Origin of the sequence: Arthrobacter sp. I3 (genome assembly GCF_000520575.1) — a bacterium.
Taxonomy (GTDB): Bacteria; Actinomycetota; Actinomycetes; order Actinomycetales; family Micrococcaceae; genus Arthrobacter; species Arthrobacter humicola_A.
In genome coordinates this window covers 1-11,604 of record NZ_AZSB01000508.1, presented here as the reverse complement: position 1 = coordinate 11,604, position 11,604 = coordinate 1, and the positions used below count along the sequence as shown (strand labels likewise).

General features: G+C 64.3%; 12 protein-coding genes. 8 read left to right on the top strand and 4 right to left on the bottom strand.

The annotated features are described in order from the left end of the window. Nucleotides 1–727: 727 nt before the first annotated feature. Together Y706_RS0101760 and Y706_RS0101755 are read right to left on the bottom strand one after the other, a co-directional pair. Nucleotides 728–1,063 (bottom strand): hypothetical protein, encoded by a 336-nt coding sequence (locus tag Y706_RS0101760; RefSeq protein ID WP_156945034.1) that lies wholly within the window; start codon nucleotides 1,061–1,063, stop codon nucleotides 728–730. Nucleotides 1,064–1,230: 167 nt separating this feature from the next. Continuing rightward, nucleotides 1,231–1,422 (bottom strand): helix-turn-helix transcriptional regulator, encoded by a 192-nt coding sequence (locus Y706_RS0101755; RefSeq protein ID WP_043434153.1) that lies wholly within the window; start codon nucleotides 1,420–1,422, stop codon nucleotides 1,231–1,233. Between the two features lie 302 nt (nucleotides 1,423–1,724). Here Y706_RS0101755 and Y706_RS23025 point away from each other — a divergent pair, with 302 nt between their 5' ends. Together Y706_RS23025 and Y706_RS0101745 are read left to right on the top strand one after the other, a co-directional pair. Further along, on the top strand, nucleotides 1,725–2,879 hold the full coding sequence (locus Y706_RS23025; protein ID WP_052354975.1) for a tyrosine-type recombinase/integrase: 1,155 nt from the start codon (nucleotides 1,725–1,727) through the stop codon (nucleotides 2,877–2,879). Between the two features lie 331 nt (nucleotides 2,880–3,210). Beyond that, nucleotides 3,211–4,401, top strand: a complete 1,191-nt coding sequence (locus tag Y706_RS0101745; protein ID WP_028275236.1) for an acyl-CoA dehydrogenase family protein — start codon at nucleotides 3,211–3,213, stop codon at nucleotides 4,399–4,401. Nucleotides 4,402–4,535: 134 nt separating this feature from the next. On the opposite strand, the gene Y706_RS23020 is transcribed toward Y706_RS0101745, so the two are convergent. Further along, nucleotides 4,536–5,243, bottom strand: coding sequence for a M23 family metallopeptidase (locus tag Y706_RS23020; RefSeq protein ID WP_028275235.1), 708 nt, complete (start codon nucleotides 5,241–5,243; stop codon nucleotides 4,536–4,538). Between the two features lie 477 nt (nucleotides 5,244–5,720). Between Y706_RS23020 and rpsB the strand changes: the two genes are divergently transcribed. The 6 genes from rpsB (at nucleotide 5,721) to Y706_RS0101705 (ending at nucleotide 10,790) form a co-directional block, all read left to right on the top strand. Then, nucleotides 5,721–6,638: a 30S ribosomal protein S2 gene (gene rpsB, locus Y706_RS0101735; protein WP_028275234.1), complete on the top strand. Its 918-nt coding sequence runs from the start codon at nucleotides 5,721–5,723 to the stop codon at nucleotides 6,636–6,638. A 133-nt stretch (nucleotides 6,639–6,771) separates the two neighbouring features. After that, nucleotides 6,772–7,608 carry a translation elongation factor Ts gene (gene tsf / locus Y706_RS0101730; protein WP_028275233.1) on the top strand — a complete coding sequence of 279 codons (837 nt, stop codon included), beginning with the start codon at nucleotides 6,772–6,774 and terminating at the stop codon, nucleotides 7,606–7,608. A gap of 174 nt (nucleotides 7,609–7,782) precedes the next feature. After that, nucleotides 7,783–8,520 (top strand): UMP kinase, encoded by a 738-nt coding sequence (pyrH, locus tag Y706_RS0101725; RefSeq protein ID WP_018774549.1) that lies wholly within the window; start codon nucleotides 7,783–7,785, stop codon nucleotides 8,518–8,520. Nucleotides 8,521–8,654: 134 nt separating this feature from the next. Next, nucleotides 8,655–9,212 (top strand): ribosome recycling factor, encoded by a 558-nt coding sequence (gene frr / locus Y706_RS23015; protein WP_018774548.1) that lies wholly within the window; start codon nucleotides 8,655–8,657, stop codon nucleotides 9,210–9,212. Next, nucleotides 9,212–10,132: a phosphatidate cytidylyltransferase gene (locus tag Y706_RS0101710; RefSeq protein WP_028275231.1), complete on the top strand. Its 921-nt coding sequence runs from the start codon at nucleotides 9,212–9,214 to the stop codon at nucleotides 10,130–10,132. Before frr ends, Y706_RS0101710 begins: the two co-directional genes overlap by 1 nt. 31 nt (nucleotides 10,133–10,163) lie before the next feature. Continuing rightward, complete coding sequence (locus Y706_RS0101705; protein WP_043434151.1) at nucleotides 10,164–10,790, top strand: DivIVA domain-containing protein; 627 nt, start codon at nucleotides 10,164–10,166, stop codon at nucleotides 10,788–10,790. A gap of 326 nt (nucleotides 10,791–11,116) precedes the next feature. On the opposite strand, the gene Y706_RS0101700 is transcribed toward Y706_RS0101705, so the two are convergent. Continuing rightward, the coding region (locus Y706_RS0101700) for a transposase (protein ID WP_028275229.1) at nucleotides 11,117–11,604 on the bottom strand (488 nt) is incomplete at its 5' end.

Sequence of the window (11,604 nt, the reverse complement as noted above, 5' to 3'; positions counted from 1 at the left end):
GTCATTGATGTATTCCCTGGCGAGAGGAGGTAGCCAGTCGTTCAATTGTCGGGAGTATCGTCCGTGGACCGGTGCTGTAACGGCCCTAACGGGTCTATGGCCACGGTAGGTGACCCCGGTCCACCCGGGGCTGAGCGGGCCACTGCCTGTAGTTGAGGACTTTCCAGCCTGGCACGCGCTTATGATGCTCCCATGACAAGCGAAATTAGAATCATGCCCAATGAGACTCCAGCCGAGCGAGAATTGGCTGATGCCTACCGTCTCGTTGATGAGGTCCGAACCAAAAGGGACCGAAACGAATCGACGAGAGAAGACATGAATGCCGCATTGGCTCGCCGTGACGCAGCCCAAGAGGCAGTAGATAGGGAGAGGGCAGCCAAGCAGTCACTCAAGAGCTGAACAACCGAAAGCCCCCAGCCTTTACATGCGTGCAAAGGCTGGGGGCTTTCTTGGTGCACACCCGTTCTTATGTAGTGGGCACGTCAGGCTCGGAAAACGCGCTTACGGCTGTAGCCGACGCCCATCGGCCGCAGTGGCAACAGTGTCGGTAGTCACCTGGCAACCAGCGGCACTGCGGCCCAAAAAGGGGCCGGGACTTGCCGCCAGTTGCTTGGTGAAGTGCGACTGGTTTGCCAAGTAGCCGCGTAGTTCCCTCGGCACTTCTCCATCGGGAGCTGAAACGGCGGAGCCGTGTTTAGCAGTTAGCCCTTATGTAGAAGGACATTTCTCAGAACGGTGGGTGAGCGTCTCCCCACGGCGCATTCTTGCCGTCAAGGGAGGCGGGGCAGTCCCACCATGCGAGCTCAGTGTCAGTCCAGAAGTGGCCTTGCAGGGGCGGGGCGACTGCCCAGCCCCTAGGGAATGCTGCGTCCGATCCCGGCACGGTGGCTAGGTGCACGCTGGAGTTGTTGAAGCGCGCCTTGCTTGCCAGTAGGGCTGCGGCCCTTGCTTGCTGCCAGTGCCGGGTGACGGTCTTTACGGTCTGCCCGGTGTCGACAGCCACAGTCTCGCGGTCCACGGTGGTGAAGCCGTCGGGATTCACCGTTTCGACCAGGGCGGCCATGGTGCGCTTCTCGGAAGCAAGCAAAGGGGCCGCTGCGACCGCAGACAGGTACGAATCCTTGTGGAAGCAGGGCAAGGCCCGCCGTGCCGTTGCGTCACGTACCCGTCGCAAAGCCCCTGCAGGCGCCTCGAGGGCCTCAAGCCGCGCCAGGCGGCCGCCGGCCGTCACTATGCGGGCACTTTCTGCTGCTTCGCCCAGTTCCGGACGTCGGCAACGTGATAGCGGATCATCCCGCCGAAGCGGAACCGGGGCGGGCCGGACTCCTTGCCATTCTGGGCGAGCCACTTCTCGGAGACGCCAAGCAGGATGGCAACCTGCTTGCGGTTCAGGTACTCAGGTTCGAGCGGTTCCTCGTTCACAGGACTCCCGGTGCACAGGCGTGACCTTGCGGTCAAGCGGTGTAGCACAACGACGGATTGCGTTGTGTCTACAGTGCTGGGAGGTGCTGAGCATGAAAGGTCTCCAGTAGATCGAGTGGTTGGTGCTTCGGGTATCGGTAGGGAACTCTGGGGAACCCAGGACCCGATACCGAATTCTATCGTGATGTAGGGTCCAAACCCGCATCGACGGGCATGGTAGTACAAGTACGGTGCAAATAGGTAATCGTAGGGCCGCTTGATCCCAGGCCTTCACTGGATAGTTGGCCGCTAGGATAGTCGGCATGGCCGTATACGATGCGCGAGAGCGTTTCCCCGACAAGCCCACCGTAAAGCCATGGGTTGCTGACTTCCGGGACGCCTCCGGGGCTCGGCGCCAGCCGCGATTCCGTACAAAGAAAGAGGCGGAAGCACACTATCGGGAGCAGACGCTGGCCGTCTCCAGCGGTACGCATGTTGATATGTCCCGGGCTAAGGCCATGACCGTCTCCCAGCTAAACAAGCAGTTCGTTACGTTCAAGCTCAGCGTCAGCGCTCGCGGCAAGCCATGGGCGCCGGCCACGCATGCCAAGCACCGGGCACAGTTCGCCAAGTTTGTGGAGCCGCGATGGGGCCACACTCCGCTGGCCAGCATCCGCTACGTCAACGTGTCCGACTGGATAAATGGGCTAGAGTCCGACGGCGGCCCCGCAGGGGCCAGCACTAAGCGCCAGGTTGCCAAGATGTTTTCCCAGCTGCTCGGGTATGCGGTCAGGCTGAACCTATTGCCCGGCAATCCGGCCAAGCTCCGTGATGGTTCCATCGACTACATGCCAAGGGTTGAGAAGAGGACCGACCACGTTTATCTGACGATGGAGCAGCTGGCAGACTTCGCCGGCAAAGCAGGACCCTATGAAGACATGATCCTGACGGCTGGCCTTTGCGGATTGCGGTTCGGCGAACTGGCAGCGCTCCGCGTAGGCAACCTCACACTTGGAAGCAACGCGTCTATGAGCGTTGAGGCCTCCATTTCAGACGTACCCAAGGACCTGGGGGGCCGCGTCGAGAAGTCGCCTAAGAGCGGCAAGGCGCGGGTTGTGCCGCTACCTGCCAAGCTGGCCAAGCGCCTGGAAGCTGCAGTCGAGGGCCGTAGGCCTGACGAGCGCGTGTTTACGTCACCGCGTGGTCTGACTCTTCGCGCTGAGAACTTCCGCCGGGACGTGTTCACTCCGCTAGTGAAAGCAGCCCGCGCCGATCTATCTGGCTTCCCGGTCCTGACTCCGCATGACCTCCGGCATACTGCCGTCAGCCTGCATATCCGCGTAGGCTCAAACGTGAAAGTTGTGCAGCGGATAGCTGGTCATGCCACGGCCGTTCTTACGCTGGATACCTACGCGGGGTTGTTCGATGAGGACCTGCACGAGAGCGCCGCGCGGCTTGATGCCAAGCTCAATTTCTGAACTGAGTGGATAGCTGGGGGATAGTCAGCCCCCATACTTCCCGACGCCGGCGCGGGACTATCCAAGGACTCATAATCCTAAGGTCCTCGGTTCAAGTCCGAGTAGCCCTACATTCATTTCTGCGGCAGCCTCCTCATCCGGGGTCCGCAACCACGGGAGCCGTGGCTGACATCCGACGTCGGCCGCGGCTCCCTTTTTGTCGGGTTTGTCGGGTTTTCATTGGGCCGGCACTTGCAGGCGTCCCGACACTGCGATAAGTTACTGATGAGTAACATATCGCCGGCGCGAAGCCCGCGCCCTTTGGTCCCCGCTGATCGAGTGAAGGAACACCATGTCCAAAGCTGCCATCGACATCCACAACCTGCCCTACGCCGATGGCGATTTCTTTGCGTTCGAGCAGTTGCTCAGCGCCAAGGAGCAGGACAGGCTGGCCGAAGTCCGTGAATTCCTTACCCGCGAAGTCCGGCCGATCGCCGTCGATTGCTGGAATCGCGGGGAGTTCCCCATGGACTTGATCCCGAAGCTCGCCGAAATCGACCTGGTCAGCCCCGTTCGGAGGCAGGGCTACTCGAATCTCTTCGCAGGCATCCTGCACGCGGAAGCCACCCGCGCCGACACGTCAATCGCGACGTTCATGGGCGTCCACGACGGGCTCTTCACCGGCTCTATCGAAGCCCTGGCCTCCCAGGAGCAGCAGGATGCGTGGCTTCCCGAGATCTACTCGCTCAAGAAGATCGGCGCCTTCGGCCTCACCGAGCCCCTGGGCGGCTCCGACGTCGCCGGCGGTACGCGCACCACGGCACGGCGCGACGGCGATAACTGGATCCTCAATGGAGCCAAGCGCTGGATCGGCAACGCGACTTTCTCCGACTGGGTGGTCATCTACGCCCGCGATGTTGACGACAACCAGGTCAAAGGGTTCCTCGTGGACACCAAGGCCGAGGGATACAGTGCCGTGAAAATTGAGAACAAGATCTCGCTGCGCACGGTCCAGAACGCTGACATCACGCTCGACAACGTTGTGGTGCCGGAGTTCTTCAAGCTCGCCAACGCCAACAGCTTCCGCGACACGAACAAGGTCCTGAAAGTCACCCGCCTGGCCGTGGCCTGGCAAGCGGTGGGCCAGCAGCTCGCGGCCTTCGACGTCGCCCGGCGCTACGCCGTGGAACGCAGCCAGTTCGGCCGTCCGATTGCCTCTTTCCAGCTGATCCAGCACCAACTCGTACAGATCCTCGGCAATGCGGTGAGCTCCATGGGCATGATGGTGAGGCTTTCCCAGCTGGAGGACGCGGGGGAGGCGAAGGGCGAGCAGTCCGCCCTGGCCAAGGCGTTCACCACCGCGCGGATGCGCGAAAGCGTGGCCCTGGGCCGGAGCATCCTCGGCGGGAACGGGATCGTGACGGACTTCGAGATGGCCAAAGTCTTTGCGGACGCCGAAGCCATCTACTCCTACGAGGGCACGCACGAAATCAACACCCTCGTCACCGGCCGGGCTATCACGGGCATTTCCGCGATCGTCTGACGGGCGCCAAACGCCCGCCGCGGCTGCCCGCGGGTGTCAACGGACGATCCGCGCATCAAAGCCAAACGCCCGCCGCGGCTGCCCGCGTGCGTCAACGGACTGGCCGCGCATCAAAGACGGCGCCAAATGCTGCATCACGGACCCGGATTCAGGGGCGGGAGCAGAACGGAAGGCCGAAGGTCCATCACGAACGCCAGCGGATTGACGTAGTCTTCGCCGCGGCGGACGCCCCAGTGGAGGCAGGGCGGGGCCGGGCCGCAGTGGCCGGTCTGCACCTGCCCCAGGACATCGCCCTCCGCCACGGCGGACCCCGCCCTCAGTGAACTCGCCACCGGCTCGAAACTGCTGCGCAGCCCGTTGCCGTGATCGATCGTGATGACCGGCCGGTCCACCACCGTCCCGACAAAGCTCACCGTCCCGGCGGCGGGCGACTTGAGCGGGGCGCCATCGAAGGGCGCCTCAAGGTCGACGCCGCGGTGACCGCTGAGCCACGGCTTGGCCGGGGGATCGAAGGCGCGGAGCACCGCCGGCCTTGGGCTCAGCGGCCAGCTCCAGGCAGACGCAGGGACCGGCCCCGCCCTCGGGGAGCCCCGGCCGGAGGAAATCGCAGCCCGGGCGGCAATGGCGGAGTAGCCGGCGTCTGTGGGGCCGGAGAGGACGGCGTCTGTGGCGTCGGCGGCGGAGGCATGGGCGGCGGCAGCGATATCGGCGTCGGCGGTGATGGGGGGCGGCGCCAGGAACGTTGCCAGGAACAATGCGGCCAGGAACAATGCCGCCAGGAGCTGTGCTGCCAGGAGCTGTGCCGCCAGCAGCAAGGCCCGCAGGCCAAGTGGGAGCTTCATGGCCCCAGCCTGCCAAGGCGGCGCCCCGGGCGGAATCTCCCGCCATGGCTATGTGGATAAGGTGCCCGCCGGCCCCCGCCAAAGCCCCGGAACCCCGTGCCGTTGCCGCGGCAAAACCGTCCGCCTGGGCGGGGCCGCTGTAGTACACTTGGTGGAGCAGTTTGCTGTGCCCTCACGCTTGTAAGTCGCGATACTTCGTGATTGCCGAAGCCGGCACGCCTCATTCAGGGGTGCGGGGGAGCAGCAGCTGACTACGCGTATCCAGCCCTCCTCAAAAGAAGCCTGAAACTTCTGATGCGGAGGACTGCGCCTCCTGCGGTCCGTTCCACATGGCATGTCCATATGGCGCGGATGGGAAGCGCAGTGGATGCCAGGAGCAACGCCCGCCCCGGGCGAATGCTAAACAACCGTCAACTATTGGCAGGGTAAGAGGGCCATGGGCTCTCTCATGAATGACCTGCCGGAAGGAGCGTCGGCATGCCCGTCGTAACTATGCGCCAGCTGCTTGACAGCGGCGTCCACTTTGGACACCAGACCCGCCGTTGGAACCCGAAGATGAAGCGCTTCATCTTCACGGAGCGCAACGGTATCTACATCATTGACCTGCAGCAGTCGCTGTCCTACATCGACCGTGCCTACGAGTTCGTGAAGGCCACCGTTGCACACGGCGGCACCGTTCTCTTCGTCGGCACCAAGAAGCAGGCGCAGGAATCCATCGCCGAGCAGGCCACCCGCGTTGGCCAGCCCTACGTCAACCAGCGTTGGCTCGGCGGTATGCTGACCAACTTCCAGACGGTCTCCAAGCGCATCCAGCGCATGAAAGAACTCGAAGAGATCGACTTCGACGACGTCGCCGGTTCGGCTTACACCAAGAAGGAACTGCTGCTCCTTCGCCGCGAACTCACCAAGCTGGAAACCAACCTCGGTGGTATCCGCAACCTGACCAAGGCGCCGTCCGCGCTGTGGATCGTTGACACCAAGAAGGAACACCTTGCTGTCGACGAGGCCAAGAAGCTGAACATCCCGGTTGTGGCCATCCTGGACACCAACTGCGATCCCGACGAAGTCGACTTCCCGATCCCGGGTAACGACGACGCCATCCGCTCCGTCAACCTGCTGACCCGCGTTGTCGCCGACGCCGTTGCTGAGGGCCTCATCGCCCGTAACCAGCGCGCCACCGGCACCACGGAAGCTCCGGAAGAGCCGCTGGCCGAGTGGGAGCGCGAGCTCCTCGAAGGCAACAAGGCTGAAGCTGCTGCAGCGCCGGCCGCTGAGGCTGCACCGGCTGCTGACGAAGCACCGGCCGCCGAAGCTGCTCCGGCCGCCGAAGCTGCTCCGGCCGCTGAGGAAGCGCCGGCTGCTGAAGAAGCACCGTCCGCCGACGAAGCCAAGTAGTCAGACAAGTAAATCTGGATCTCCTCACATGCGCTCAGCTGCATAGGGGGTACCGACAGGATGGCCGCTCACTCGGTGAGCAGCCGTCCTGTCGGTCCGTACACCACATAAATTTCTAGACAGAGGGGTTCACATGGCGAACTACACTGCCGCTGATATCAAGGCTCTGCGCGAGCGCACTGGCGCCGGCATGATGGATGTCAAGAAGGCTCTTGACGAAGCCAACGGTGACGCCGAGAAGGCCATCGAAATCATCCGCATCAAGGGCCTGAAGGGCGCTACCAAGCGCGAAGGCCGCTCCACCGCCGAAGGCCTGGTTGCCGCCAAGGTCGCCAACGGCGTCGGCGTGATGATCGAAGTCAACTGCGAGACCGACTTCGTCGCTAAGGCTGACAAGTTCATCCAGCTGGCCGACAAGGTCCTGGCTGTGGCCGTCGAGTCCGGCGCTGCCGACCTCGAGACCCTGCTCGCCACCGAGGTCGACGGCAAGCCGCTGTCCGAGGTCGTCATCGAAGAGGGCGCCGTTCTGGGCGAGAAGGTTGTTGTCCGCCGCATCTCCCGCATCGAGGGCGCCACGGTCGACGCTTACCTGCACAAGACCTCCAAGGACCTCCCGGCCCAGGTCGGCGTGCTGTTCGCTGTTGACGGCGAAGGCGAAGCGGCTGCCACCGCAGCCCACGACGTCGCCGTTCACGTCGCCGCCATGGCTCCGAACTACCTCACCCGTGAGGACGTTCCGGCCGATCTCGTCGAGTCCGAGCGCCGCATCGCCGAGGAAACGGCCAAGGCCGAGGGCAAGCCCGAAGCTGCGATGACCAAGATCGTCGAAGGCCGCGTTACCGGCTTCTACAAAGGCGAGGTCCTCGTTGACCAGGCATTCGCCAAGGATGCCAAGAAGTCTGTCGCACAGGTCCTCGAAGAAGCCGGCGTCAAGGCAACTGCCTTCACGCGCTTCCGCGTCGGTTCCTAGTCAGACTGGCCAGACACCAGTCAGGCACTAGCCAGACACGCTAAGGGGGTGGTCACCACGGTGGCCACCCCTTTTGCATGCACCCGTGAGGCACCGTTTCCGGTCACGGCCGGAATGCCGCCTTGGGCGCCCAGCACGATAACCTAACTCAGAGTTCACCAACGGGAAGGCACCATGGAAACCGTCACCACTTCAGCCCAGCCAAAGAAGAACAGGCGCCGCGTCCTCTTGAAGCTCTCCGGCGAGGTCTTCGGCGGTGGGAAACTGGGCGTCGACCCGGATACCGTCCGCGGCGTGGCCAAGCAGATCGCCGCCGCAGTTCCCGATGTGGAGGTCGCAATCGTCGTCGGCGGAGGCAACTTCTTCCGCGGCGCCGAACTGTCCCAGAGCGGCATGGACCGCTCCCGCGCCGACTACATGGGCATGCTCGGAACCGTCATGAACTGCCTCGCGCTCCAGGACTTCCTTGAGCAGGCCGGGGTGGAAACGCGCGTGCAGAGCGCCATCACCATGGGCCAGGTCGCCGAGGCCTACATCCCCCGCCGCGCCATCCGCCACATGGAAAAGGGCCGGGTTGTCATCTTCGGCGCCGGCGCCGGCCTGCCGTACTTCTCCACTGACACCGTGGCCGCCCAGCGTGCCATGGAGGTCCACGCCGACGTCGTCCTGATGGCCAAGAGCGGCGTCGACGGCGTCTACACCGCCGACCCGAAGAAGGACCCGACGGCGGAGAAACTGCACCGCCTCAGCTACGACGACGCCCTCCGCCGCGACATCCGCGTGATGGACCAGACCGCGATGACCATGTGCAAGGACAACAACCTCACAATGGTGGTCTTCGGCATGGAAGGCGAGGGTAACGTCACCCGCGCCATCCGGGGCGAAGACCTGGGCACCGTCGTCACCCCCTAGCAACGGCTAGGATGTTTTCAGGACCTTTCCGCCGCCAGGCGGAAGACAAAAGCGCCCGGCGGAATACGGCAGGCGCACAAAGAAGACGTGCCGCGCCCCGGCCCCCGGGACGCACCAATTTCTGAGGAGAGACCGTGATCGAAGAAACCTTGCTCGAAGCCGGGGACAAGATGGACAAGGCAGTTGAGGTAGCCAAGGAAGACTTCGCCTCGATCCGGACCGGCCGCGCGACGCCTGGCCTGTACAACAAGGTCATCGTCGAGTACTACGGCACGCCGACGCCGCTGCAGCAGCTGGCCTCCTTCGCGGTCCCGGATGCCCGCACCATCCTCGTCACCCCGTACGACAAGACGGCCCTGCGCGACATCGAACGTGCCCTCAGCGACTCCGAGGTCGGCGCCAACCCGTCCAACGACGGCAACGTCATCCGGATCACCATTCCCGAGCTGACGTCCGAACGGCGCAAGGAATACGTCAAGATCGTCAAGTCCAAGGGTGAGGACGCGAAGGTGTCCATCCGCAACATCCGCCGCAAAGCCAAGGAAACGCTGGACAAGCTCGTCAAGGACGGCGACGCCGGCGAAGACGAAGGCGCGCGCGGTGAGAAGGAACTCGACGCCATGACCAAGGCACACGTGGACGGGATCGACGAGCTGCTCAAGCGCAAGGAAGCTGAGCTGCTCGAGGTCTGATGAATCAGGCACAGGAGGCCTCCGGGCCGCGCGCCCGGAGGCGGGGGAAGCAGCGCGAGAACCCAACGCCCAAAGCGGGCCGGAACCTGCCCGCCGCCACGGTGGTGGGCGTTGGCATGCTGGTGTGCGTCCTCGGCGGCCTGCTGTTCCTCCCGCTGGGCTTCGTCCTGGTGACCGCCACCTTTGCGATCTTCGGCGTCTGGGAGATCTTCCGTGCGCTTGAGGCCGCAGGCACCCGCCTGCCGATCGTGCCGGTGATGGTCGGCACGGTCGCCATGCCGATCGCCGCCTACTTCGGCGGCCTCGAAAGCCTGCTCTTCGCCATGCTCGTCAGCAGCGTGGCGGTGCTGTTGTGGCGGACCCTGGAGGGCGCCGCCGGTTCGGCCCGGAGCATTTTCGCAGGGGTCTTCACCCTGTCCTGGGTGCCGTTCCTGATCAGCTTTGCGGCGCTGCTGCTGCACACCGCCGACGGCGGGACGCCGGTAGGCCTGTGGCCTGACGGGGTGATTCCGGCGGGTGCGTGGGAAATCGCGACCCTGCTGCTCCTGGTGGTAGCCAACGACACCTTCGGCTACCTCGTGGGCGCCTCCCTGGGCAAGCATCCGATGGCCCCCAAGATCAGCCCCAAGAAGACCTGGGAAGGCTTCGCCGGCTCGATCGCCGGGGCCGTCGTCGTGGGCGTGCTCGCCATGATCTTCGTGCTGGGCGAACCGTGGTGGTTCGGCGTCGTGCTCGCCGTGGGCATGGTGGCAGCCGCCACCGCCGGCGACCTCGCCGAATCCATGGTCAAGCGCGAGCTCGGCATCAAGGACATGAGCAGCATCCTCCCCGGACACGGAGGCGTCATGGACCGGCTGGACTCGATTGTCTTCGCCTCGCCGGTGGCGTTCATCCTGTTCTCGGCCCTCACAGCCGCCTAGAAGCACCGGACCAGCACTTCCGGCGCCTAGAATGGTGCCGAGCAAACCAGCCGAACGGCATCAAAGGAACAAAGTAACAGTGGACATTCAACGGCAGATTCCTGCGTCTTTTGACCGCGTGCAGCGGAACCAGTATGGCTACAACGCCAGGCAGGTCGACGATTTCCTGCAGCGCGCACGGGTGTCATTCGAAGCTCCGTCCTCGGCCTCCCGCGCCATCAAGAGCTCGGACGTCCGCTCCGTGTCCTTCGATCCCGTGAAGGGCGGCTATGCCGCCGCCGGCGTGGACGCCGCGCTGGACCGGCTCGAAGACGCCCTCGCCCGGCGCGAGCGCGATGAGCTCGTTGCCGAACGCGGCGAGGATGCCTGGCTGCGCGAAATCGGCCGGCTCGCGGGCGTCCTGCGCGGGCGCCTGCACCGCCCGGACGGCCAGCGCTTCCGGCGCCCGTCCAAGCCCAAGGCCCGCAGCTACAACACCACCGACGTCGACGACCTCTGCCACGAGCTGATCGGCTACCTCGAGGAGGACCAGCCGCTGAGCGTGGACAACGTCCGGCGCGCCGTGTTCCGTCCCGCAGTGGGCCGGGAGGGCTACGAGGAAAGCCAGGTCGACGCATTCCTGGAGCGCGCCGTCGAGCTCATGGCGGCCATCGACTGATATGTAGTGATCGTTTGTCAAGGGCGTGGGGAAGCGGTCCCGGGTTGGGTTGCCCGGGACCGCTTCTCATTTTGCTTGCCGGTGTGTCTGGCGGGGGTGGTCAGCGTGTCAATGGCGACGGCGCGGTCAGACTGATATGCGCGGGTTGGTTACCGCAGGACGAAGTGTTCGGCTGGAGGTTACCGCTGGTCTAGCTATGTCGGGCATGGCCGTTTCCGGCTGCCCATAGTCGAATCGCGGGTTTACTCCACGCGCTGCAAGAAACCGCTCCGCAGGGACGTTCCGGCAGTCCGTGCCCGGGCTGGCCGAGCGCGGAATCTAGTTGGTTATTGGCTGGGCTGGTCCGTTCTGGAAGCCAGAGACCAGCACCAGCCGGCGAGCTCCCGGGCGATGGCGACGTTCGCGATGACGGGTCGTTTGCGGCGTTCGAGATAACTGATCCAGCGGTTGTGGAGGCGCCGGTTGCCGGCATGACCCCGGGCCCTGGCATCCGGGCTGGCCATTTCCCATCGGGACCGCATCAGGTGGGATGGATGGTCGTATGGTCTGCGGTGGTGCCAGGCCGCCTCGACGAGGAGCCGGCGCGCGTGGGTGTTGCCGGTTTTCGTGATCGAGCCTTGGGACCGGGATGCCCCGGAGGAATGCTCGGTCGGGACCAGGCCCAGATATGCGCCGATCGTGGAGCCGGTGAACCGGTTCCAGTCGCCTATTTCCAAGGCGAGACCGAACGCGGTCAGGGTCGAGATCCCGCGCAGGCACTCCAGCGACCGGACGACGGGCGTGTATTCGCTCCGGTAGGCCATTGTTGTGATGG

Bases quoted from the DNA above. Each gene is read 5' to 3' on its own strand.
- pyrH (WP_018774549.1), top strand. From the start codon at position 7,783: ATGGAAACCGTCACCACTTCAGCCCAGCCAAAGAAGAACAGGCGCCGC.
- tsf (WP_028275233.1), top strand. From the start codon at position 6,772: ATGGCGAACTACACTGCCGCTGATATCAAGGCTCTGCGCGAGCGCACT.
- Y706_RS0101705 (WP_043434151.1), top strand. From the start codon at position 10,164: ATGGTGCCGAGCAAACCAGCCGAACGGCATCAAAGGAACAAAGTAACA.
- Y706_RS0101710 (WP_028275231.1), top strand. From the start codon at position 9,212: ATGAATCAGGCACAGGAGGCCTCCGGGCCGCGCGCCCGGAGGCGGGGG.
- Y706_RS23025 (WP_052354975.1), top strand. From the start codon at position 1,725: ATGGCCGTATACGATGCGCGAGAGCGTTTCCCCGACAAGCCCACCGTA.
- Y706_RS23020 (WP_028275235.1), bottom strand. From the start codon at position 5,243: ATGAAGCTCCCACTTGGCCTGCGGGCCTTGCTGCTGGCGGCACAGCTC.
- rpsB (WP_028275234.1), top strand. From the start codon at position 5,721: ATGCCCGTCGTAACTATGCGCCAGCTGCTTGACAGCGGCGTCCACTTT.
- Y706_RS0101745 (WP_028275236.1), top strand. From the start codon at position 3,211: ATGTCCAAAGCTGCCATCGACATCCACAACCTGCCCTACGCCGATGGC.
- Y706_RS0101760 (WP_156945034.1), bottom strand. From the start codon at position 1,063: ATGGCCGCCCTGGTCGAAACGGTGAATCCCGACGGCTTCACCACCGTG.